This window comes from Fodinibius roseus (genome assembly GCF_900129315.1).
GTDB lineage: Bacteria > Bacteroidota > Rhodothermia > Balneolales > Balneolaceae > Fodinibius > Fodinibius roseus.
The window spans coordinates 31,716-54,754 of the sequence record NZ_FQUS01000028.1 but is presented as its reverse complement, the minus strand read 5'-3'; the positions used below and the strand labels follow the sequence as shown (position 1 = coordinate 54,754).

30 protein-coding genes are annotated in these 23,039 nt (G+C 44.2%); 14 read left to right on the top strand and 16 right to left on the bottom strand.

The genetic code is table 11. The features are described from left to right. From BUB16_RS18910 to BUB16_RS18875, 8 genes are all read right to left on the bottom strand, one after another. Positions 1-521: transposase (locus BUB16_RS18910; protein ID WP_170864470.1), on the bottom strand; the 521-nt coding region annotated here is incomplete at its 3' end. A gap of 256 nt (positions 522-777) precedes the next feature. Then, positions 778-1,035, bottom strand: coding sequence for a hypothetical protein (locus tag BUB16_RS22375; RefSeq protein ID WP_211483234.1), 258 nt, complete (start codon positions 1,033-1,035; stop codon positions 778-780). Positions 1,036-1,131: 96 nt separating this feature from the next. Next, positions 1,132-1,923, bottom strand: a complete 792-nt coding sequence (locus BUB16_RS18900) for a penicillin-binding transpeptidase domain-containing protein (RefSeq protein ID WP_073068012.1) — start codon at positions 1,921-1,923, stop codon at positions 1,132-1,134. A 162-nt stretch (positions 1,924-2,085) separates the two neighbouring features. Beyond that, the gene (locus BUB16_RS18895) at positions 2,086-2,607 is read right to left on the bottom strand and encodes a GNAT family N-acetyltransferase (protein ID WP_211483233.1); all 522 of its coding nucleotides are present in this window, start codon (positions 2,605-2,607) and stop codon (positions 2,086-2,088) included. Between the two features lie 43 nt (positions 2,608-2,650). Further along, on the bottom strand, positions 2,651-3,184 hold the full coding sequence (locus BUB16_RS18890) for a dihydrofolate reductase family protein (RefSeq protein WP_073068009.1): 534 nt from the start codon (positions 3,182-3,184) through the stop codon (positions 2,651-2,653). A gap of 164 nt (positions 3,185-3,348) precedes the next feature. Continuing rightward, on the bottom strand, positions 3,349-4,083 hold the full coding sequence (locus tag BUB16_RS18885) for a helix-turn-helix transcriptional regulator (RefSeq protein WP_073068008.1): 735 nt from the start codon (positions 4,081-4,083) through the stop codon (positions 3,349-3,351). 177 nt (positions 4,084-4,260) lie between these two features. Beyond that, complete coding sequence (locus tag BUB16_RS18880) at positions 4,261-4,674, bottom strand: type II toxin-antitoxin system VapC family toxin (RefSeq protein ID WP_073068005.1); 414 nt, start codon at positions 4,672-4,674, stop codon at positions 4,261-4,263. Next, a complete protein-coding gene (locus BUB16_RS18875) occupies positions 4,667-4,846 on the bottom strand; it encodes a hypothetical protein (protein ID WP_073068003.1) in 180 nt (59 codons plus the stop codon). Before BUB16_RS18875 ends, BUB16_RS18880 begins: the two co-directional genes overlap by 8 nt. A 227-nt stretch (positions 4,847-5,073) precedes the next feature. On the opposite strand from BUB16_RS18875, the gene BUB16_RS18870 reads away from it, so the two are divergent. The 7 genes from BUB16_RS18870 (at position 5,074) to BUB16_RS22310 (ending at position 8,913) form a co-directional block, all read left to right on the top strand. Beyond that, complete coding sequence (locus BUB16_RS18870; protein ID WP_139240383.1) at positions 5,074-5,682, top strand: helix-turn-helix domain-containing protein; 609 nt, start codon at positions 5,074-5,076, stop codon at positions 5,680-5,682. Between the two features lie 102 nt (positions 5,683-5,784). Next, a complete protein-coding gene (locus BUB16_RS18865) occupies positions 5,785-6,354 on the top strand; it encodes an ATP-dependent Clp protease proteolytic subunit (protein ID WP_073067999.1) in 570 nt (189 codons plus the stop codon). Between the two features lie 236 nt (positions 6,355-6,590). Then, positions 6,591-6,833 (top strand): IS110 family transposase, encoded by a 243-nt coding sequence (locus tag BUB16_RS21975; protein WP_244545745.1) that lies wholly within the window; start codon positions 6,591-6,593, stop codon positions 6,831-6,833. Continuing rightward, entirely contained in the window at positions 6,803-7,666 is an 864-nt protein-coding gene (locus BUB16_RS18860) for a transposase (protein WP_073067997.1), read from the top strand. The genes BUB16_RS21975 and BUB16_RS18860 overlap by 31 nt, the downstream gene beginning before the upstream one ends. A gap of 217 nt (positions 7,667-7,883) precedes the next feature. After that, positions 7,884-8,081: a type II toxin-antitoxin system VapB family antitoxin gene (locus tag BUB16_RS18855; RefSeq protein WP_073067995.1), complete on the top strand. Its 198-nt coding sequence runs from the start codon at positions 7,884-7,886 to the stop codon at positions 8,079-8,081. Continuing rightward, the gene (vapC, locus tag BUB16_RS18850) at positions 8,078-8,473 is read left to right on the top strand and encodes a type II toxin-antitoxin system VapC family toxin (protein ID WP_073067993.1); all 396 of its coding nucleotides are present in this window, start codon (positions 8,078-8,080) and stop codon (positions 8,471-8,473) included. The genes BUB16_RS18855 and vapC overlap by 4 nt, the downstream gene beginning before the upstream one ends. A 176-nt stretch (positions 8,474-8,649) precedes the next feature. Further along, complete coding sequence (locus tag BUB16_RS22310; protein WP_084088438.1) at positions 8,650-8,913, top strand: phage integrase N-terminal SAM-like domain-containing protein; 264 nt, start codon at positions 8,650-8,652, stop codon at positions 8,911-8,913. 134 nt (positions 8,914-9,047) lie between these two features. Here BUB16_RS22310 and BUB16_RS18840 read toward each other — a convergent pair whose 3' ends face one another. Further along, positions 9,048-9,392: an AtuA-related protein gene (locus BUB16_RS18840; RefSeq protein ID WP_073067991.1), complete on the bottom strand. Its 345-nt coding sequence runs from the start codon at positions 9,390-9,392 to the stop codon at positions 9,048-9,050. Positions 9,393-9,557: 165 nt separating this feature from the next. Between BUB16_RS18840 and BUB16_RS18835 the strand changes: the two genes are divergently transcribed. The 3 genes from BUB16_RS18835 to BUB16_RS18825 all read left to right on the top strand — a co-directional run bounded on the left by BUB16_RS18835 (position 9,558) and on the right by BUB16_RS18825 (position 11,957). Further along, positions 9,558-9,914 carry a SnoaL-like domain-containing protein gene (locus BUB16_RS18835; RefSeq protein ID WP_073067988.1) on the top strand — a complete coding sequence of 119 codons (357 nt, stop codon included), beginning with the start codon at positions 9,558-9,560 and terminating at the stop codon, positions 9,912-9,914. 365 nt (positions 9,915-10,279) lie between these two features. Next, positions 10,280-11,530 carry a beta-ketoacyl-ACP synthase II gene (gene fabF / locus BUB16_RS18830; protein ID WP_073067986.1) on the top strand — a complete coding sequence of 417 codons (1,251 nt, stop codon included), beginning with the start codon at positions 10,280-10,282 and terminating at the stop codon, positions 11,528-11,530. 154 nt (positions 11,531-11,684) lie between these two features. Next, positions 11,685-11,957 carry an Rdx family protein gene (locus tag BUB16_RS18825; protein ID WP_073067983.1) on the top strand — a complete coding sequence of 91 codons (273 nt, stop codon included), beginning with the start codon at positions 11,685-11,687 and terminating at the stop codon, positions 11,955-11,957. 67 nt (positions 11,958-12,024) lie between these two features. Here BUB16_RS18825 and BUB16_RS18820 read toward each other — a convergent pair whose 3' ends face one another. Next, a complete protein-coding gene (locus BUB16_RS18820) occupies positions 12,025-12,558 on the bottom strand; it encodes a DinB family protein (protein WP_084088437.1) in 534 nt (177 codons plus the stop codon). A gap of 289 nt (positions 12,559-12,847) precedes the next feature. Next, the gene (gene purM, locus BUB16_RS18815; protein WP_073067979.1) at positions 12,848-13,858 is read right to left on the bottom strand and encodes a phosphoribosylformylglycinamidine cyclo-ligase; all 1,011 of its coding nucleotides are present in this window, start codon (positions 13,856-13,858) and stop codon (positions 12,848-12,850) included. A gap of 448 nt (positions 13,859-14,306) precedes the next feature. On the opposite strand from purM, the gene dtd reads away from it, so the two are divergent. Both dtd and BUB16_RS18805 read left to right on the top strand, forming a co-directional pair. After that, positions 14,307-14,747, top strand: coding sequence for a D-aminoacyl-tRNA deacylase (gene dtd / locus BUB16_RS18810; RefSeq protein WP_073067977.1), 441 nt, complete (start codon positions 14,307-14,309; stop codon positions 14,745-14,747). Positions 14,748-14,862: 115 nt separating this feature from the next. Beyond that, complete coding sequence (locus tag BUB16_RS18805) at positions 14,863-15,771, top strand: alkaline phosphatase family protein (RefSeq protein ID WP_073067974.1); 909 nt, start codon at positions 14,863-14,865, stop codon at positions 15,769-15,771. A gap of 309 nt (positions 15,772-16,080) precedes the next feature. Here the strand turns inward: BUB16_RS18805 and BUB16_RS18800 are convergent, their stop codons facing one another. Beyond that, positions 16,081-16,641, bottom strand: coding sequence for an adenylate kinase (locus BUB16_RS18800; protein ID WP_073067972.1), 561 nt, complete (start codon positions 16,639-16,641; stop codon positions 16,081-16,083). Between the two features lie 643 nt (positions 16,642-17,284). On the opposite strand from BUB16_RS18800, the gene BUB16_RS18795 reads away from it, so the two are divergent. After that, positions 17,285-18,166: a mechanosensitive ion channel family protein gene (locus BUB16_RS18795; protein WP_073067969.1), complete on the top strand. Its 882-nt coding sequence runs from the start codon at positions 17,285-17,287 to the stop codon at positions 18,164-18,166. Between the two features lie 104 nt (positions 18,167-18,270). Continuing rightward, positions 18,271-19,497, top strand: coding sequence for an ABC transporter permease (locus tag BUB16_RS18790; protein WP_073067967.1), 1,227 nt, complete (start codon positions 18,271-18,273; stop codon positions 19,495-19,497). A gap of 238 nt (positions 19,498-19,735) precedes the next feature. Here BUB16_RS18790 and BUB16_RS18785 read toward each other — a convergent pair whose 3' ends face one another. The 4 genes from BUB16_RS18785 to BUB16_RS18770 form a co-directional block, all read right to left on the bottom strand. After that, positions 19,736-20,194, bottom strand: a complete 459-nt coding sequence (locus tag BUB16_RS18785) for a MarR family winged helix-turn-helix transcriptional regulator (RefSeq protein WP_073067965.1) — start codon at positions 20,192-20,194, stop codon at positions 19,736-19,738. Positions 20,195-20,265: 71 nt separating this feature from the next. Next, positions 20,266-21,033, bottom strand: coding sequence for an exodeoxyribonuclease III (locus BUB16_RS18780; protein ID WP_073067963.1), 768 nt, complete (start codon positions 21,031-21,033; stop codon positions 20,266-20,268). 216 nt (positions 21,034-21,249) lie between these two features. Next, positions 21,250-22,467: a tyrosine--tRNA ligase gene (gene tyrS / locus BUB16_RS18775; protein WP_073067961.1), complete on the bottom strand. Its 1,218-nt coding sequence runs from the start codon at positions 22,465-22,467 to the stop codon at positions 21,250-21,252. Positions 22,468-22,481: 14 nt separating this feature from the next. Then, positions 22,482-23,039, bottom strand: coding sequence for a CvpA family protein (locus BUB16_RS18770; RefSeq protein WP_073067959.1), 558 nt, complete (start codon positions 23,037-23,039; stop codon positions 22,482-22,484).

Genomic DNA, 23,039 nt, shown 5'->3' with positions numbered 1-23,039 from the left:
CGCACTTTGTAGTGCATTGCATCCAGCCACACAATACAGTAGACTGGCTCCAGCGGGCGGTTCTGCCAGGCTTTGACCTCAGGGATGATCCGGTCGGTAATCTCCGAGAGTACCGTGTGGGAGATCTCACTGTCGTACATCTCCTTGATATGAGAACTGATGTCGCGAAGGCTCATCCCCAGCCCATATAGGCCAATGATTTTATCGGCAAGATTATCGGCCAGAATGGTCTCCCGCTTTTTGATGATCTGTGGAGAAAATGAGCTCTGCCGGTCTTGCGGGGTCTCAATCTGGAAAGTTCCTTCAGCGCTTTTGATCGTCTTAGCCCCTTTACCGTTGCGTTTGTTGCCGGCTTGGCGCTGCTGGTCGCTCAGATGATCCTCCATCTCCGCCTGCAGGGCGGCTTCTAAAAACTGCTTGAGCATCGGGGCAAAGGCCCCTTCTTTGCCAAACAGCGGCTGCCCGGATTTAAATTGCTCCAGGGCCTTCTTCTGTAGTTGGTCTAATTCTTCTTGTGTCATGAGTTGTCTAAGTTAAGTGTATGTTGATAGTACGTATTATTTAACTTAGACAGAGTTAGATTTACACTCTCATTGCTTATACACATTGTTAGCACCAGTATTTATTTTTTCATTTCCTTTTTCCTTTAATGTAAGCATACATAGCCATTGCGTGTCCATGACCTAATTCAAAATCTTTTTAAGCCAATTAGTTATTTCTGTGGCTTTAACGACTAACTCCCCATTGTTAGTAAATCCTTTTTCTTCAGCTATGGTTTTAAATTCTTGAGCCGTTTTTACCTGTTTTATCTTCTATGTTTTTGATATACGCTTGAAATGACATGATTATTGATTTTTCATTGGTGAATTGGTTTTGTTGACCGTAGGAATAAGAAGCTCCAAGAACTACTCCTATTACTATCAGCATTAAAATATTGGCGATATTTTTGTCTACCACCATATGATTTATTGCCGCTAATATTTGATTAAATGTTAAACCTGCGTATGCCAGAATTTTAATGTCCAAACCTTTCAACTATAGCACGAAATTATTTTTAAAAATGGCCTTCCGTTTTTAGCCTTTCGTTAGTCTGAAGTATGAGCTGATGTTGGTCGTTTATTGTTTTACTCGTTAATACGCTTGTATTTCCTTTAATATTCGTTTAGTAACTTCTTTTCTTCCGCTTAAAAAGTCGGGGTTTTTCTCGTTTTTGTCTTTGGTCAGTCGCGTGGCAAAGAAGTAAACGTTGTCGTTTGTTTCAAGGTAACCTACCCACCAACCAATATCCTGTCCATTCTTTCTTGTCCAGCCTGTTTTGCCTCGAAAAGTTAGACTGTCGCTACTTTCTGAAATCATAATTCGTTTGACTATGCTAATATTCTTCTTTGAGAAGGGAAGTCGATTTTCGTATAGCTTGATTAGATATTCAATTTGATTTTTAGGCGTTACCGTAAAGTCGCCATAATTCCAAAAGTCGTTTCCCTTTTCTTTCAGGTTGCCATTACCGTAATTGAGTTTTTGTAGGGTTCTTATGTACTGTTCGCGTTTAATTTTTTTTGAAGCCTCTACGTAAAACCAAACCGTTGAATTTTTAAATGCCGTTTCCAGATCGGTGTCTTGGTTCCAGGCTTCGATTACCATTCCGAGGTGTGATTTTTCTGTTCCGTCCCATTTTATGATTTCCTTTTCGTTGGCTACGACTTTGCTTTCAAGGATTATCAATGAGTTTGGAATTTTAAAGGTTGAAGCGGGCAAGGTTCCTTTTTCAGCATCCAAGCTGTCTGTAAAAATCCACTTTTTATTATTGTAGTCATAAATCGTTGTACTTCCATTTAGATGTAGACTGTTGAAGTGTCTATTGAAATCTTGACCAAATGATACCATCGGAATTAAAAAGAGTATAAATATTATGACTTTATACATATTGGGGTTTTGGAAAAGTTAATCATTGGAAATCTTATCCTTTACTTTTGTTCCTAACAGCAACAAACCGACGGATAAATAATAATAATTCTTCACCGTGTTTTATCGCATTTAATATGTTGAAAAATGGTTCTTCTTTGAGTTCGTACTTTTATACTGATGCTAGATGTTAGTCAGTTTATAAATAAATTCATCTGTTTCTGTTTGTCGTGCATTTGCAAAACAATTTTTCTTAGCGATTTTGACAAAACCACATTTTTCTAAAACTTTTTGTGACCCAAAATTGTCAAATGCAACTCGTCCTAATATTGGCCTAGTAGTTTCAATATCAAGAAAGTCTTTTAGTGCCTTTGTTACAATTCCTTGTCCCCAACAGTCTCTGTCGATCCAATAAGTAACATTTATTTCACCCTCCATTTCAAACTTCACAATACTTCCAACAATAATATTATTAACCAAAATTGTCATATAATTTACCGTTGGATCATTCAACATTTTTGTGTGTTTGAATAAATAGGCTGATTTGTTAGTTGAGTCTTTTGGCACGAATGCAGCTAGGTGACTTGCTTCTTTGTCAAGTTGAAATTGAAAGAACTTGTGTAAGTCTTCAATTTCTGTTCGTCTAAGTTTTATCTCAATTTTCTCAGTCTCGATTTTTTCTGGAGTTGTAGTATTAAAATTCACTTTTCTTTATTTCACCAAATTTAATTTAATGACGATTCATTTTTCATTTCTTTCGTCTGTAATGCAGTTGAGCTAATCCTGTGTCAAATGTTTTTGAAGTTACAAATTCAAGCGTTTGTTCCGGTCTACCATCTTTAAAAAGTCTGATTCCGTTACCTAACAATATTGGAATGATTGAAATAATAAATTCATCAATCAGGTCATTTTTTAGAAGTTCGTTTATTATTTCAGCCCCACCATCGCAATAGATGTTTTTTCTTTGGTCGTTTTTCAATTTTTGCACTAACTCGGTTAGATTGCCGGAATAAAACTTCACTCGTCCGGCATTTGGTCTTTCTGTTCTTGTAATTACATATACATCCCTTTTCCCATTATCGTAATGAGAAGGGCCTATTTCTCTAAGAACATAATCGTATGTTTTTCTACCAACAATAATGGTGTCAACCGTTGCGGTAAATTCTGCATAACCATAATCTTCGCCTTCTTTTTCTACTAATTCTAAGAAGCTGAGATCATCATTTGGCTTTGCAATATAGCCGTCCAAACTTGTGGCTATGAAAAGTGATAGTTTTCGCATTTTTCTTTATTTGTTGATTGTCCGATTTGTTAAGAAGATATCATTTTAGCCCGGCGACTTACGACGCTATATCAGGTTTGTATATGTTTTCAATCACTCCTGATTTTCATTTCAGCCAAAATAGAAATTGTTTTTAAAAGCTACTTTGGAAAAATACGACAACATCAAAGTTGAGATGGGACGAGGCCAGTTTTCCTTTTAATTTCATTAGTTAGATGTGAATGGTCGTAGTAACCACACTCAATTGCGATATCTAATAAACTTCTATCCTGGCCGGAGTTTTTAATTATAGATAAAGCATTCTGAAACCGGACAATATTGGAATACTCTTTTGGGGTAATACCTATGTGCGTTTTAAAATTTCGTTCCAACCGCCTTATTGATATAAAGCTTTTTTTTGCAATTTCGCTTATGCTTACCTGACCGTTCGATTGGTGAATATCGCTGATTATCGATTGCAACAGGTCGTTTCTATTTTGTAATCTATCAGTAAAAAATAGGTTCAGATAATAGAGAGGGTTTTTAATGAATTTGTCGATGTTAAATGAATATTTTTGTTCAAGCTGTACAGTTTTATCTGTCAGTTCATTTTGTGGAGCATAGCTATAAAAATTAGAAAAAATTCCAGGTTTTAGGCATACTCCAAACAGATGGGTGTCAGCTTCAATGAAACTATCCTTAAAGGACGTCATGGTTCCTACAACATACGTTTTAGCAAAATCCATTGTAACAACTCCGTTGTCGGTAACACAAGTGTCCCCCAGATTAATCACCAAGCCAGGACAACCGTCAGGGAATATTCGCTCCCATTGTCTATCATTTTCCTCACCTTTTAATTGCCAAAAGGAATGAATATATGGATCTAATGCTGTGCTGGGTTGAATTTCTTTATATTTCATTGACTGTCGGAGTCTCAGTTTTTTTTTCTAAATAAGCCCTATAACGACCAGCAGATAACCTGCGTGGTGATTACAAATGTAATTTAAAAGACAATACTGGAACTGCAAGGCCAGGGAGTACTGAAGAGACTGTACTACGTCAGGTTAATTTGCTTGTTAGCCATCCAGCCCAGCGGTTCACAGCTTCAGGAGTGAAACTTCTTTAATAGGCTCAAAGTCTCTGATATTAAAAGTGGCGAACTCATCAACTTCATGGGCCAGACCGATACTTATCATCTCAAAGTCATGTACTCTCAGACCGGTTGGGCTGTAGCGACCGATAAGCTCAAGGAAAATAGCCAGCGATTCATGGTTGGGATAAAGGATCGTAACTCCGGCAATGATCTCTTCCAGGATCTCTAAGGCCAGATCGGGTTCAAGATCATAGCCTGAGGATCGGGTAACAACAGCGAGAAACTCGCTAAGATTTTTCGAAGTTGTGAACAGTTGGTTCTTCGTATTTTCTATAACATCCCGGGCTTTTGAATAGAATTGAGAATCCTGATCGATTCCATAGACCAGGACATTGGTATCAACAAGCAGTTTACTCATAGGCTACAGATCGGATGTGCTGTTTGTCTAATTTCCCGTTGAGCTTGAGGGAGGGAATGTTGAGTTTAGACTTTTTTGTCCTTTTCAGAGAAGTGAGATACAGATAAACCTTTTCCAGCTCCACTTCGGAGAGTCGGTCAATTTCCTTTTTAACTTGTTCTTTGGTAATCATGGCTGAAAAATGATTTTAAGATTCTGTTTGTAATCTAATTAACGGAGGGCAAAGTTCATAACGTGTGATAGTTTCAGGCTGTGTGGCTAACGACCCAGCGCATAACCTGCACGGAGATTATGAATTATATAAGGATACAAATTTATGAATTAGAAAACTAATAAACTCGAAGGCGGGATCGTGTCAGTCGTTGATGCGCTTGTTATACGGCGTTATAAACTTTGGGGTTGATTAAAAAGTTAGCACTTCGTGTTAGCACCTTTTATATTACAGTTTCAAAGGAAAAACAAACTTTATTACAACGAAAAAATAATGCTCTGAATTGTATAAATTCACGCAAGCAATTATATATGGATATTAAAATGATCCCCGAAACAAACATCTCTTACGCTTCCTACTTGGATGAGCTTCAAATAATGCTTGCCGAAGCCAGAATAGTTTCATCACATCAGGCTATTACAGGTGAAGCTAATCGAAAAGAGAACAGAACAGATCATAACTCGGAATTAAAGCCGGTGGTTGGGCGAGTAGTCGTTTATATGGAAGAGCATTTGACTGAACAATTGAGCCTTGAGAAACTGGCCGATGAAGTACAACTAAGCAAATATCAATTGATTCGTCGGTTTCGTGAGGAAACAGGTGTGACACCATGGAAGTTTCTAATCGCCAAACGGATTAATAGAGTAAAAGAATTTTTGAAAGATGGGATACCGCCAAACCAGGCAGCTGTAGAGGCTGGTTTCTATGATCAAAGTCATTTGACTAAAACATTCCGCGAAGAAATGGGATGTACTCCCAGAGAATACCAGGAAAAGTATTTTAAAAATCGGAATTAAAGAAATTATAATTGGAATCTAATATTCTGCAATATTTTACAATACTTAGATAAGTAAATGTTCTACTTTTAAGAATCTTAATTTAAATATAGATTCTTAAGTATGAAACAAAACAAGAAACCAATTCTCCCCAAAACAGTTAATGATCGACTATTCAAATCACGTATTATTATCATTAATGGACAAATAACCCAAGAATTAGTGGGAGAGGTTGTCGGTCAATTATTGGCTCTCGCATCAGAATCCGATCATCCGATAACGTTATTTATCCATTCGCAGGGCGGCCACGTAGATTCGGGCCATGCCATCTATGATGCCATTCGGTTTATTGATGCACGCGTTCGAGTGGTTGGCATCGGATGGGTAGCCAGCGCCGGTGCTTTTATTTACGTATCAGTACCTGCTGAAGATCGTTATTGCTTGCCCAATACCCGGTTCTTATTGCATCAGCCCTTAGGAGGCGTTAAAGGAAGCGGCAGCGATATTGCCATTGAGGCCGAAGAAATTGTAAGAATACGAAAGCGATTGAATACAATTTTTTCAAAGGCTACCGGCCAATCAATTGAAAAAATTCAAAAAGATACCCAACGAAATTTTTGGCTCACCGCTGAAAAAGCTCAAAAATATGGGTTGGCAGGTTCAATCGTGGAAAATATTTCAGAGATTGATTAACGATCTTCATTAGTAAAATGTGTTTACTATAAAAATTTATTCAAATATGACCACGAGCCGTATAACGACCTTGCGCATAAGCTGCCTTTAGATTAGGGTACCAAAATAATCATATCTTGGAAGAATCGAAGAAAGCAACTGGGAACGGCCGGGGTGACCTATATAAGCTGCGAGCCTTGCGGGCCAGCGCGCGTATGAGTCCCCGGCCTTTTTCCGACTAACGAGCACTAGTTAGAATGTGGGCTCGAAGGGAGCCGGTAAAGGTAATAGTGGTTAGTCATTGTCCCAGTCTAATATCAATTATTAATATAGGAGAAAAACCGATGGAAGGGAACTACCGGATTGGAATCGACATATCGAAACGGCAGTTGGACTGGCAGGTAACCGAGGCAAGCAACCAGCAGCTGGCCACAGGAACCGTTCAAAACAGCCCCGCGGCTTTACGGGATTGCTGGAACAATGGTCTCGTCAGGGTATAGGCCTAAAAGAGATGATCGTCTGTGTTGAGCATACCGGCCCGTATGGGCTGTTGCGGGCGGCGATGCTGGAGGAGACAGGGGTTCGGTATGTGATGGTGGCCGCTGCCCAGGTTCAGCGCTCATTAGGTATCCGCCGGGGAAAGTCTGATCCCATTGATGCGAGGCGCTTGGCGGAATACCTATGGCGCTTTCGGGATCGCCTGCAGCCTAGCAGGCTTCCTTTAAAAGCGTTGCTTGAGCTACGTGGATGGCTGCTGTGGCGGGAGAAGCTCATAAAAATGCGTACAGGGTTAACCAATGGCATCAAAGCAAATATCCTTACCAGCCAGATAGCAGATCTTGGTGAAATAAACGATCAGATGCAAGCCCAGCATGATAGGTTGACCGAGCAACTGACGTTAGTTGATCGGAAGATTCGGGGCCTGCTTCGCCGGTATAATAACATGGAAGGTCAATACGAGCTGCTCATTAGTATTCCAGGTATCGGATCTGTAATTGCCGGATGGCTGTTGGTGTATACCGAAGGGTTTACCCGGTTTGCCAATGCTCGGCAACTGGCCTGTTTTGTCGGTAGCGCTCCATTTCCTAACCAATCCGGCAACATCAAGAACCCCGACCGGGTCAGCGAGTGGCGTTGCGTACGACTGAAGACACTGTTGCTCAATAGCGTACATTCGGCTATCCAGTATGATCCGGAGCTGCGGGTGTACTACCAGCGCAAGTGCGGGGAAGGCAAACACCCGCAGAGCGTGAAAAATGCTGTTGTGTGTAAGCTGCTTTATCGGGTCTTTGCTGTCATTAATCGTGGGACGCCTTATAGTGAAATTATATGAGCATAAGAATACAACAATAGCTTGACTTAGTCTTAGAATACGCACGTAAAAATGTTGAGTTGATAAATAATGAACGGAGAGCTAAAAAGCCAAAAAGTGGCAAGACCTGCGAGGTGCGTCCCCTCAATGCGCGGGTTAGGTGTACAATAAAGTTAGGAATTTAGCAGTTATGTGTATAGATTGATAAAAAATACACATTAACTAAACCGATACAATTATGCGCACGAATGTAGTGATCGATGACGACTTGATGGATGAAGCCTTGAAGGTGAGTCGATTGAAAACGAAAAAAGATGCTGTGGAAGAAGGCTTGAAATTGTTAGTCCAGCGTAAAAAGCAAGAAAATATCAAAGACTTGCGCGGAAAATTGCACTGGAAAGGCGACTTAGAGGACATGAGAACTGACGAGAAGTGATTTTAGTAGATACAAGTGTATGGATTGATTATTTCAACGGCTTAGAGAATAAACAAACAGAAAGCCTTGACCGGATTCTTTCTGAACAGTCAGTTCTTGTAGGAGACATCATTCTCACTGAAATTCTGCAAGGTTTTGATAGCGTCAAAGAGTTTAGATTAGCCAAACAAGCGCTGGATCCATTAGATTGTGTCCATCTCGGAGGTAAGTCTCTGGCAATAAAAGCAGCATCTAATTTTCGTTTTCTCAGATCGAAAGGCGTAACAATTCGAAAAACGGTAGATATGCTCATTGGAAGTTGGTGCATCGAACATGAAGTAGAGCTGCTACATAATGATAAAGACTTCGCTCAGATAGCAACTCAGCTGCCATTACAAATTTACACTGATTAATGTTGTACACCTAACGGCCCCGCGTTTAAGCGGCACACGTCAAATTCTGTTGTACTAATTAATGAACTTTTTAGCTACGAAAACTAAAACCGGCAGCCACCGGCGAGGTGCGTCCGTTTGAAACGCTTGTTAGGCATTTATTACTATAAACCAAGTAAGTATACCATGGCTATGTAATTCTTTCATTACTGTGTCGAACGAAAAACTATTCCTACCGCACGGAAAAAGCGTATGTACGATGGATTGTTCGGTTCATAAAATTTTGTAAAACCAGGCATCCCTTAAAAATAAAACCGAAAGAGATTGAGCGTTATTTGAGTCATTTGGCCGTTAACAAAAAGGTAGCGGCTTCCACCCAAAACCAAGCGTTATGTGCTATTATTTTTCTTTATAAACAGGTGCCGGAAAAGACATTACCGGAGTTCGAGCATATTAAATAGGCTAAAAAGCCTAAAAAACTGCCCCCAATTCAAAAAGATGCGATAGCAAAAGAAAAAAAATTAAATTGGGAATGGGGAAATAATACCTAATAAAATCGATCGAATGGAAAAGTATGTTAATAAGCAATAAAACCCTAACGAGTCACCTTTTCCAGCAACTCATCCGGCACGTCAATATCCATGCGAAGCAGCGTTGCAGCATGCGTTTTCCCCTGGGCGTCAAGCTTTAGGGATACCGTACCACCGCCTCCCAGGCTATCGTTCAGTACGAAGTTCAGCGCATCTATGTTGGCCATCTCGTAGCGCTCAACTTCTCCCTTGCAGATATGCTTCATATGCTCTTTTACCACATCGGCGGTAAGCGTTTCTTTGAGAAAGGAATACACGTCGGGGTGACGAGCAATAATTCCCACATTACTTTTATTTCCCTTGTCCCCGCTGCGTCCGTGGGCTATGTCAATGAGTTTAACCTGTGCCATACGATCTGATCTTCCGACCTTTGAATTAGTTACCGGCTGATGCGTAATCAAGATAGCTGGCTCCAGGAGTTCCTGCAAATAAAAAAGTCCGATGATCGCAAACGATTTCTCTGGCAGCTTGGTTATACAATCTCATTAATGCTTTAATATTAAACTAATTTACTTATGAGCTACTTAGACAAAATTACGGATATCTATGATCACATTGCACAGGGCACGGCCTTGGATGCTTTTGAAGAGTACTATGCCGAAGATGTAGTGATGGTATTGGAAGATGGTACCGAAGTGGAAGGGAAGGACACCAACCGCAAACGGGAAAACGAGTTTTTTGACAGCGTGGAAGCTTTTCACGGCATAGAGGTTACCTCCATTACTTCGAACGAAGAGGAAGCCACCACCGCCGTTGAATCTGCCATGGATGTCACATTTAAGGGTGGTGACCGGGTCATTCTTGAGCAGGTGGCCGTACAGCACTGGGATGGCGATGAGATCGCCAGGGAGCGATTTTACGCCACTCAGTAATACAGGTATTCCATTTCTCATTGAATAGCTCCCTGTGCTCAGGGGGCTATTTTTATGCGGAATTGCCGGGACAATTCCACCCCCTCAATCATATTCAGACTGGTATGGCGGCCAATATTATCGTATCGGCCAGACCTGTCAGGCACAAACCCGGTCTTTTCATTTCTTTAATCATATCAAGCAAACCACATATAACCATAATTCGTTTTCCTTTTTTCGCGAAGGTTTAGTTTATTGTAGCCGACCGGATGATCCGGCTGAACAGGTTATTATCTATTGTTTATTATATATTGTGAAAGCCGATCAGATCCTCCTTATATTTTACCCATACCGAATTCCTTTATTAATAAATATCTTTTCTTAGCATGAGCAAGCCGAACAGAGTTGTCATTACCGGGTTAGGAGCCCTTTCTCCCTTAGGCAATAACGTGGATGATTTTTGGGATAACCTGAAGAACGGTGTCAGCGGTGCCGACTATATCACGCATTTTGATCCTTCGGAATTTCGTACGCACTTTGCCTGTGAACTCAAGGATTTTGACGTCACGGAGCATCTCGAGCATAATACGATTCGACGCTCCGATCCCTACAGCCACTATGCCCTGGTGGCTACTCAACAGGCGGTAGAGGATTCCGGACTCGATTTCGACGAGATGGATCCCTTTGACAGCGGCGTCATCTGGGGAAGCGGCCAGGGGGGGATGTTCACCTTCGAGGAGGAGGTCAGAAACTATGCCGATAACGATTACTCCCCCCGCTTTAACCCGTTTTTTGTGCCCAAGCTGATTATCAATATGGCACCGGGACTTATTTCTATGGAGTACGGGCTGATGGGGATCAACTACGCCACGGTTTCGGCTTGCGCAACCTCGAATACGGCTATTATGGATGCGCTTAACTATATCCGCTGGGGAAAGGCCAAAGTGATCATTACCGGCGGATCGGAGGCCGGCATTACGGAAGCATCATTCGGAGGATTCTCGGCGATGCGCGCCATGTCCCAGCGGAATGACGATCCCAAACACGCCTCTCGGCCTTTTGACAAGGATCGGGACGGTTTTGTGATGGGCGAGGGAGCAGCAACGCTGATTCTGGAAGACTACGAACACGCCAAAGCCCGCGGAGCCCATATTTACGGGGAAGTCACCGGTGCAGCCATGACGGCCGATGCTTATCATATGACGGCCACCCACCCGGAAGGCAAGGGGGCCTCGGTAGCCATGAAGCAGGCACTGGACGACAGCAATCTCAATCCTGAAGACGTGGATTATCTTAATACCCACGCCACCTCTACCCCGATGGGAGATGCCAGCGAAACCAAGGCGATCGCCCGGGTATTCGGCGATCAGCCGGATCACCTGTCCATCAGTGCCACAAAGTCAATGACCGGACACCTGTTAGGGGCTGCGGGCGCTATTGAGGCAATCGCAAGCATAAAGGCGATGAATGAAGGCGTCATCCCACCCACCATCAATACCGAAACGATTGATGAGGAGATTCCATCCGGGCTTGATATCGTACTGGGAGACACGCTTGAAAAAGAGGTCAATGTGGCGATGAGCGATACCTTCGGCTTCGGGGGACACAATGGCATTGTGGTGTTTAAGAAGGTATAGCTTGTTAAGCGAGTCTTTTCCGGGGAGGGAAGAAAGGAGGACAGAAGAACGGGAGTAGGGATTATTATTTAATGGTCCAAATCACTTTTTACAACTATTCAGCCGGTACACGCATGCGGATTCATTCCCTAATGGTTATCCATAAAACAGAAGAATGGCACATAAACTAAAAATAGTATACTGCACGCAATGCCGGTGGCTTTTCCGGGCAAGCTGGATGACCCAGGAACTGCTCACTACCTTTGAACAGGAACTGGATGAAGTGGCGTTAGCCCCCGGATCCGGGGGCACTTTTGATGTGATACTGAATGAAAAAACGATCTTTTCAAGATCTGAGGAAGGGCGTTTTCCCGAATCAAAAGAATTGAAGCAGCTGGTCCGTGACCAGATAGCACCTCATCGTGATCTGGGACACAGCGACCGGTAACCAAGCCGGTTACTTTTATATCGCCTAATATGCAAAGCACCTCGTCAGCTGCTCATCTCTACTTTACTTACTCACTCCAGGGCGGCACCACCCCATTCACCCGGGCATAGGCTATCGCCTGTCCCACGTGCTCGCTCTTATGGGTAATCAGCTGCATGAGTACCGCCCGACCGTTAACCGTCCTGCCGTACAACTCAGTTTGTTCTTGTAATCTGGATTCCGGCATCGCTTCAACCTGCCCTTTTACGTATTCAATCGACTGCTCCAGTATCTCCACGACCTCCTCTTTGCCGGTAATAGATTCAATATTGTCGACATCCACATCATCCGGGACGGAAACCCCAAGCGAATTCTGCAGATAATAAAAGTTATATCGCGCGATATGGGTATACACTTCCTCCACAGAACTGACGCCCTCTCCCGGACGCCAGGAATATTTCTCGGCGGGCATAGCTTTAGCAAGAGAAAGGACCCGGGAAGCATAATCAAAATGCTGGCTGAACTGCTCCTTGAAGTTATTACCGTCTTCCTGGGCTTTCGTAGTTTGCACGGCTGATGCCAATATTAAAAGCGATAAAATTATGCTATTTAGTGTTTTCATGGCTCTAATCACTATAAGTTTTTAAGTTGCCTGTCTCTCATTTACACCCGTAGCTCAAAAAAAGTAAGTACTCCCGGGTACTTTTATTTTCTTTTCGCTGTTTATCCTATTCATGGCAGTATACACCTGCTTATCAATTCCCGCGAAGATACTCCGGCACCGAATAATAATTCAGGTTACATGTAATTAGATATCGGCTGATTATATTATCCAAACACTGATATCAAAATGTCACCCTATTCGGTATTAGCATTTTTAAATTCAAATTATAGCCGCAGGTTCCTATCCGTTATGCTATTCTTCCTATTTCAATAATTTCCTCATTCATCCCTTCAGCTCTTTCTTTTACCTCTGCTGCCGAACCGGCATCCACAATAGCTATAAGTCCGATTCCCAGGTTAAATGTGGCCCGCATATCGTCTTCGGGGACATTCCCGAGGTTCCTGATAAGTTCAAAGATAGAGGGGATCTCCCAGGCTCCCCAGTCTAACTGTATAGTTAGTTTATCCGGTACCACGCGTTTGGTATTGCCGATAATTCCTCCCCCCGTAATGTGCGAAAAACCGTTGACCCCGTCTATCGTACGTAATTCACGGATAACCGGCAAATACGACTTGTGGACCGCCAGCATTGCATTGCCGATCGTGGTGCCCAGTTCATCTACACGATCATCGATCTCATAGGCTGAAAACAGTACCTTACGGGCCAGCGAATAGCCATTGGTGTGCAGGCCGGTACTGGGAAATCCCAATAGCACATCCCCTTTCCGGATGCGCCGGCCGTCAATAATCTTCCCGCGATCAACCATGCCGACGATGGTTCCGGCCAGATCGAACTCGCCTTCACTGTAAATATCGGGCATTTCTGCGGTCTCTCCCCCAATAAGGGCAACCCCGTTTTGCTTGCAGGCCCGGGCAAACCCCTTTACTACCTGGTAACCGACATCCTGTTCTAACTTACCGGTTGAAAAATAATCCAGGAAAAACAGGGGGTCGGCTCCACACACAGCGATATCATTGATACAGTGGTTCACGAGATCCTGTCCCACCGTATCATACTTCCCGGATTTGAAGGCTACAATTAATTTGGTCCCTACCCCGTCAACGCTGCTTACCAAAACAGGATCGTTATAGCTTGTTAAGTCAGGGCGAAAAAAGCCACCGAATCCCCCGATGTTGCTTAATACCGCATCGCTGTGGGTTTCCCGGACCATTCCTTTGATTGATTCAACCATTTTTTCCCCGGCTTCAATATCGACACCGGAATCTTTATACGTGAATTTATCTGACTTTGAACTCATCTCGGATAACTGGTTTGGCTTTTAAGCTGATAAGAATATAGAAAGTTTAGGCCTGCTTTTTAAGGATTATTTCTCCACATTATCCACCGGAATACATGGTATATACTAAATAGATATTATTTGTAGTACATTGTAGAGGCTGTGGATAAGTGGAGAACTTTTTGATCCACATACTTGTTGTTCTGAAAAACAGAATGTGGATTACTTTGTTGATAATTATCCCAATAAAAACAAGCACTTAGGCCGGATCCAAATAAGTTATCCACAAATATTTACAAAAGTAATGTCAAATTTTTTTTGTTATTGGCAGGGAAAGTTCACTGTATAACCTGTGGATAATGGAAAATTTTTGTTGAAAGCTGTGGAGAATTTTTGTTGGTTTTGAGTGGTTTGTTCTGAGAAGAAGTTATACACACATTTATCCACATACTTATTAACAGTATTTACTATGAAAATTGTGCTCCAAAGAGTTTCCGAAGCCTCTGTTTTTGTTGATAAAGAGCAGATTGGTCACATAAGTCATGGACTGCTACTGCTGGTGGGGGTTCATGAGGAGGATGAAGAAGAACAGATGCAGTGGCTGGCCGACAAAATTTTAAAGCTTCGTGTATTTAATGATGAGGAGGGGAAGATGAATTGGTCTGTAAAGGATGTAGAAGGCGAAATATTGGTGGTTCCCCAATTTACCTTGTATGGGGATTATGAGCAGGGGAACAGGCCCAGCTATTTTGAGGCGGCGGGACCTCAAAAGGCGGAAAAACTCTATGAGAAGATGATCCGTTACTTAAAGGTGCACTCCGGACTGAATATTGAAACAGGACGTTTTGGCGCCTATATGGATGTACGAATACGTAACGACGGGCCTGTGACGCTGGTGCTGGAACGATAAATCGATAAATATATAAATTAATTAGTTAATTAAATTTATTAAACGCCTGTTTTTTTTGAAGATTGCTTGCGTTTCAATTGTGTCTTAAAATGTTGTATTATTTAATAGGTAACCAATGGCTGTCATATTTCTGTTCATCGATGGAGTGGGATTGGGAAGAGAAGATGATTCAAATCCTTTTTACCATACTGATTACAGGGGATTCTCAGCCCTGGCGGGTGATCAATCCTTCTCAGAGAATGCAGGTGAAGTCCATGAAAAGCAGCATTTTTTTAAAAAGGTGGATGCCACCCTCGGCGTAGGGGGTCTGCCCCAGAGCGGTACTGGTCAGGCTACACTGCTCTCCGGGGAAAATGCGGCCCAGGTGATCGGAAAACATTTTGGCCCCTATCCCCATTCAGGAATAAAATATTTGCTGGAGGAGGAAAGTCTTTTTTTGAAGGCACAGCGACAGGGAAAGAAATGTCATTTTATGAATGCCTATCCCGATATTTTTTTTCAGAAAGCTGAAAAGAAAAACCGGTGGAGCTGTACTACGCTGATGGCAAAAAATGCTAATATAACCTTGAACACTACCGAGGAGGTTAAAAGAGGCCAGGCCCTGACTGCCGAGCTAACACAGGAGGCATGGAAGGATCAGCTTCAAATTGAGGTACCGGCCATAAGTCCGGAAGAGGCTGCTGATCGATTAATTAATCAGTCTGTTAATTACGATTTACTGCTGTATGAGTATTATTTGACGGATAAAGCCGGCCACAGCCAGAATAAGACCAGGGCCTACAGGTTTATTGATACCTATGATCGCTTTTTATGGAGGTTGATGAAACAAAAGCCCGCAAGCACTTCGATCGTATTATGCAGCGATCACGGGAATGTAGAAGATCTATCCATTAAGACACACACCTATAACGAGGTACCCTTGGCGTGCGTAGGACCGGGGGCTCCGATCTTTAAAGAAGCTCAAAGCATCCGGGATGTCACACCGGGTCTATTGGAAATATTGCAAACCCAATTAATTGACTAACTACATAGTTAACTATTTATGGGCAACACTCTTCGCCCTGGTAGTAATATTGAGCAATTGAATTGAATGTAACTATGTTGATTTTCCACACGCTGTATCTCAAAGGTGTCATAAGTACCCCCAATATACCCTATCCGACCTCTGAACCGTTGCGCTTCATATAAATGGCCCCTACAGGCTTGCTGCGATGACAGCTTATGCCATGAAAGGGTGGAGGTTTTTCCCTAAGTTCCGTATCAGGTATCATAACCAGGGCGGGATCAGGGGTAAGGAGGATGGAACGATGGCCTATTTACATTTATTAGTTGGTTAATTATCGGGAAGAATAGTGGTAATACGGTTAAAAATGTCTTCAATGGATCCGGTTCCGTCAACTTTGTGTACGGCTCCTTTCTCCCCGTAGTATTCGAGAACGGGCTCGGTTTCTTCCCTGTATACCTTCAGTCTTTTCTTTACTCCATCCCTGGTATCATCGGACCTCCCTTCGCCGCGGCTTAATATTCGCTCAATAAGTTCTTGTTCAGGAACCTGTAGCTGTAAAAATGCCGTTAATGTTTCACCATTCTTTTTGAGGAGATCATCAAAGGCTTTTGCCTGGACCACAGTGCGGGGAAATCCATCCAGGATGTATCCGTCCTCGTATTTGTCATTCTTTAGCTCTTCCTCAACGAGGTCTACCACTTTCTCATCAGGTACCAGATCGCCGGCGTCCAGGATAGCTTTTACTTCTTTGCCCAGTTCAGTTTTATTTTTGATGGCCGACCTGAATATATTGCCTGTGGAAAGATGGGGGATATCGTATTCTTCGCTGATCAGACTTGCTTGTGTTCCTTTTCCGGCGCCCGGGGGACCAAATATAATGATGCGCATAATGTTTTTTTAAAGATTTTCTTTTTAAATTGAGAAAGGGCCAATAATAGCCTAATCTGCGGGTATATTCAATAGGAAATGACTCTCCACTGCTCGTATCAAAAAATTATATTTTAAATAGGAAGCTTTTTGGCAATATCTATTGCGAGTCCGTCGAATGTGATCGGATTCAGAGCGTTACGTTATATAGATCCACTTTACCTCAAAAGATTCCAGGCCTGACTCATATCTTCTAACTGTCGTCACTATCCTCTGAGCCTGACATCTTAAACAAGGACTTTGTCAATTTTAAATACCTCACCTATTCCACTTTATAGTATTTTTGAGCAATTATCATCTATCCAAGTTGTCCCCTTATTGGACACAAGCCAAAAAGTTTTACCACGACACCAAATGCGGAATACTGATATTATGCTGTGATCGGAAGATAATGTATATTACCGAAACCTACTTGCTATTCCATAGATGATACTCTATCGTTTGATTTACATGAGAAGTTTGGAAAATCAAGGATCAACGATCTAAGGATAACGTCGTGGGAGCCGGGATTTCGCAGTTGGGAGATTACTTAAATTCGGTACTGTGATATAGCCCTTTAATCCCTTATTTCATATCGTATGCTATTAATGAATGGTAAAGCATTATGACCTGGGAAGAAGTTTTCAGCTATATACGGGAAACTTTAAACTTTCGCATATTTAGTGTCAGCGAAGCACCGGTAACGGTAGGTTCGATACTGATTTTTTTACTGCTCATCACCTTTTTTGTCGGAGCGGCTATTTTGGCCCGGCGTGCCCTGAATCGCCGCGTATTCAAGCGCATCAAAATTGATGCCGGGACCAGCTATACGCTTTCGCGCATCACCCAGTATGCTATTATTACCATCGGGGTATTAGTCTCATTCAATTTTGTGGGAATTAATTTAAGTAGCCTCACCGTTATCTTTGGACTTCTTTCGGTTGGGATTGGTTTCGGACTGCAAAATGTAACGGCTAACTTTATATCGGGACTTATTATCCTGTTTGAGCGACCGATCAGTGTGGGTGACCGTGTTGTGGTAAGTGATATTGAGGGGGATGTTACCGAGATCAATATTCGTTCAACCATGGTGCGAACGGTCAATAATATTTTTATCATTGTACCGAACTCAGAGTTTGTCTCCAAGGATGTGATCAATTATTCTCACGGAGACCCCACCTACCGGCTGGATATCGATGTAGGCGTATCTTATGGGTCCGATCTCGACACGGTATTAAAGGCAATGAGAGAAGTGGCTGAAGAGAATAACAACGTAATGCAAAAACCGGAAGCCGAAGTGCATCTCATTGAGTTTGGGGATTCCTCCTGGAACATGCAGCTCCGGGCCTGGATCCGAAATGTAAAGGAGTACCCGCGAATCAGAAATGAGCTCAACCAGGCCATTGTGCGGACGTTTAAAAAATATGAGATTGAGATACCATTTCCCCAGCGCGACCTGCATGTACGGAGTTCAGTGAAGCTGCCGATCGATGACGGACAACAATAAATTGATGCGCCGTATAAGGCCGTTTCAATTCTGTGGACCTGAGTTGGTCGCTCCTGTCTTTTAAGCTGTAATCCTGACGTATTATCGTTATTTTCCTTCTATCTATGAAAACAACCGGATTTATAGCAAGGCGGTATCTTTTTTCAAAGAAGCATATTTCACTGATATCCACATTGACGGTTATCAGTATTGCGGGCGTAACGGTTGGCACCGCCCTGCTGATCGTGGTGTTATCGGTATTCAACGGGTTTTTTGACGTCATAAAAGGCTTCTTGCTACAGAACGATCCCGACATTCGCATCGAATCGGTTGAACAACCGTCCTTTCTCTATGCCGGAGAATTAGAAAAAACACTGTCGGGTATCCCGGAAATAACGGCCGTATCCCCCTTTGTGACAGGAAAAGCCCTGATGGTTCAGAATACGGAAAATAATAAGGTAGTTCAGGTCAAAGGGGTGGACAGGGAAGCATTTTTTCGGATTAATGACCTGAGCGAAAATATTGTCTCGGGCACGGCGGACCTGAGCGTACGAGACGGCACGCTGGGAATGCTGGTGAGCGAGCAGCTGATGGGAGAACTAAACCTGAACACCGGGGATGAAGTGTCGATTTTAAGTGCTGACGGGATGCGTAAGTCCCTGACCCAGTTTTCCCTTCCCCGGAACTATCGATTCGAGGTAAGAGGAAGTTATTCACAGATTCAGATTGTAGAAGGAGCAGCTGTATATGTGGACATGGAGGCCGCTCAGCGTCTTTTTGAGGTCCGGAATCAGGTTTCGGGACTCGATATTCGTCTCAAAGATCCCGCGGCGGCAGACCGAACCAAAGACCTGCTAAAAGCCGATCTGGGGGAAGGCTTTCAGATCTCCACCTGGTACGACCTGCAGCGCCCGCTCTATGATATCATGTACCTCGAAAAGTGGAGCTCCTATGTCATCCTTATGATTATCGTAATCGTGGCCGTCCTGAATATTATCGGCTCCCTGACCATGATCGTTATTCAGAAAAACCGCGATATCGGGGTATTGCAGACCATGGGTTTTACACCGGCTGATATAAAAAATGTCTTTGTGCGTCAGGGACTCTATATCGGGCTGATCGGCTGCGTTATTGGTGGAGGGCTCGGCTTGCTTTTGAGCTGGATGCAGCAGCAATACGGACTGATTAAGCTCTCGTCGGCTTTTATTATAGATGCGTACCCGGTAAGTATAGAAGTGGTGGATGTGAGTATTGTGCTGGCGGGCAGCCTGCTGCTTTGCCTGCTGGCCAGCTGGTACCCTGCCCGGCGTGCGGCATCGGTGGCTCCGGCAGAGGCGATTAGATATGATTAGAGTCGAAAGACCCAAAAATATGGCTCAAATCGTCTCTACCCCTCCCCTTTAAGTCCGATTCCCTGGAGGAAGCAGGATCTTGCTTCTTCTCGCATTTCCCATGAAGAAATTCGCATAGACATGGCCGCATGCCCGTAAAAAGGGGATGGGCGGTTAAGCCCACCCCCGGAGGGTTTATGAAGCTACTCACTAATTGAGATGTTGCTCTCAATTCCCACTTGTATAACTTAGAAGGGCGCTACTTATTGTTTGGATCCTGCAGGCCGATTTTTTTGCACATCTCGGCCAGCTGGTCCAGCTCATCATGGGAGAGGCACTTAAACTCCTGCATAATATTGTCGAGGTGCTGAGGGAAGTAGGAGCTGATCAAATCTTCTCCCTCTTCGGTCAGGTGAATAAGCATCGATCGGCGGTCTTTGGGATTTTGCTGGCGCTCCACCCAGCCACTTTTTTCCAGATTGTCCACAACCAGCGTGATGTTGCCCCCGCTCTTGAGCAATTTTTCCCCCAGCGCTTTCTGATTAAGGGGCCCCAAATGAAGGAGCGCTTCCAATACCCCGAATTGACTGACAGTAAGATCCTGCTCAGCGAGCCGGCGATTCAGGCGATTACTTATTGACTCCGATGCACGCATCAGCTTGATAAATGCATTTAACGTTTTGACCTCTTTTTTGCTTCCTTTGTAATGCGTGCCCATTAGCTTAGAAAAATCTGTTATATAAGATGATTTTATAATGTATCAATATACAACTTTGTATACCAAATATATTAAATACTATAATGGATGGTAACGGGGGCATGGTCAGAGAGGTCCCACTCCATTTCTATGGTTGCTTTTTGAGCGGCCTCCAGCAGCTCCGGGGAGCTTATATGGTAATCAATACGCCATCCTTTATTTCGCTCCTTGGAGGCCGCGCGGTAGCTCCACCAGCTGTACAGGTCGGGCTCCCCCTCATGGAGGCGACGATAGACATCCTCGAAACCGGTTTCGAGCAGCTCCGTCACCCATGCGCGCTCTTCGGGAAGGAATCCCGAAGTGTTCCTGTTCCGCCTGGGATTATGGATATCGATGGACGTGTGACAGATGTTAAAGTCGCCGCAAAAAACGACGGGCTTGTCACGGTTAAGATATTGCCGGGCAAAAGGAAGAAAGGCCTCCAGGAAGTCCATTTTTAGCTCTTGGCGGGCATCGCCGGTGGTGCCGCTTGGGGCATAAATCGAGAACACCGTGAGCTCTTCAAACTCCGCCATCAGTACTCGTCCCTCGCGGTCGATCCAGTCCACGCCGATACCTTTGCAAACGTCAAGGGGCGCTTCCCTGGAAAGTATGCCCACCCCGGAATAGCCTTTCTTTTCGGCCGTGTGATAAATGTCGTGATAGTCCATATCCCGGACCGGGTCCGGCACCTGGTGTTCCATGGCCCGAAGCTCCTGGAGACAGATAATATCGGGCCTGCCCCGGGATACCCAGTCCGTAAAGCCCCTGCGTTGCGCCGCTCGAATGCCGTTGACGTTGAGGGAGGATATTTTGAGCATGTGTCTGTAGTTTTGAGAAATGAGATTTTGGTTTTCGCTGTCGCTTATTCCCCAATAGGTCGCTTTAAAAGCGAGAAGAAAAGAGATTTAACAACCGTGCTTTGTCTGGTTTTGATAGCATAGCAAAACACTTGCAGGTCACTTCTGATCGTTTCCGGTTGTCCGTGGGAAAAAGGAATTTAAGATGAGAGAGAAGGTCGAGTCCAAGAATATTTTTCACTGCTTACTTTTTACAATAGCATAATTCCGCTTGCCGACTTTGAGCGTGAATTCCGTATCCTCTCCGAACGTCACCCGGTAGCCTTTATCAGATATCTTTTCATCATTGACAGAGATGCCGCCCTGCTTGATCAGGCGCTTGGTTTCCCCGTTGCTGGAAGTAAATCCGGCCTCGGAAACGATATCCAGCAGGCGCACTTCGGTTCCGGCCTCATACCGGAGGGTGGGGGCGTCATCGGGGACGGCATTGCCGATGACCGTCTGTTCGAAATGGGTGCGGGCGGCCTCTGCCTGCTCCTTCCCGTGATACATCCGGGTGATGGTCAGGGCCAGCTCATGCTTGGTATTGCGCGGGTCTGCCTGCGCTTTTCGCTGGTACCCGGGGAGCTCGTCCACCGGAATGTCGGTAAGCAGCTCAAACCAGGGATAAATGAGGTCGTCGGGAATGGAAAGCACTTTGCCGTACATGTCATTGGCAGGCTCGGTAATACCGATGTAATTGTCGTATGACTTCGACATTTTTTTGGTGCCGTCGGTGCCTACCAGCAGCGGCATCATGAGGGCGATTTGCGGCTCCTGTCCGTCATCCTTCTGGAGCTGGCGTCCCACCAGCAGGTTGAACTTCTGGTCGGTGCCGCCCAGCTCCACATCCGAATGCAGATGCACCGAATCCTGTCCCTGCGCCAGCGGGTAGAGAAACTCGTGCAGGGAAATAGGCTCGTTATTGTTATAGCGTTTGGAAAAATCATCCCGCTCGATCATCTGTGCCACTGTTAGCTTCGAAGACAGCTTGATAACATCTTCAAAGCCCATGGTCCCCAGCCACTCGGAATTATAGACGATTGAGGTCTGCGATTCGTCCAGGATCTGCGTGGCCTGATCCAGGTAGGTGGACGCGTTTTCCCGGATCTCTTCGCGGCTGAGAGGGGGACGCGTTTCATTCTGTCCCGTCGGGTCCCCGATCAGAGCGGTAAAATCGCCGATAATGAGGATCGCCTCATGACCCAGGTCCTGGAACTGCCGCAACTTCCGAAGAATGACCGAGTGTCCCAGGTGGAGGTCGGGACGCGTGGGATCGCAACCCAGCTTTATCTTGAGGGGTTGATCTTTCTTTTTTGAATGCTTCAGCTTTTCAACAAGCTCATCTTCCGGCACTATTTCCACGGTGCCTCTTTTAATAACGTCGAGTTGCTCGTCAACAGGTAAAAATGACATGGAATAATATAGGGTTACTGTTCGAAAGTGGGAAAATTGGTAATAGGATTGTGTTTATCGAGGGTCTTGCGAACCGTTTCGGTAAAATCTTCGGCCCCGGGATATACCGATGCCACCGTATCGTAGGCCCAGGGAGCCAGATAGATAACATAGGGATAGGACGTGGAGTCCTCCCGTAGCTCCTGCGAGGGTATATTCAGTCCGGCCGCCATCAGGAGCAGGGCACTGATGATGATGCCGCATTTGAGCGCCCCGAAAGCAAGTCCCGTCGCCCGGTTGATAAAATTAAGGCGTATCGTTTCGAGCAGCTTTCGGGCCAGAACGGCCACTATATTTACCACCACCAGCGTGCCGATAAAAATAATAAAGGCAGCGATAAAGGGAATATACTCCGCATTGCTTCCGATATAAGGCTGAATATATGTCCCGGCCTCATCCATATACCGAAAGGTTAAGAATACGCCCAGCACAATACCGGCAATACTGAGTACCTCCCGTATGAGCCCGTTTTTAAAGCCCCGGTAGGCAAAAAACGCAATAGGCAGTACGATCAGAAGGTCCAGGAGGTTCAT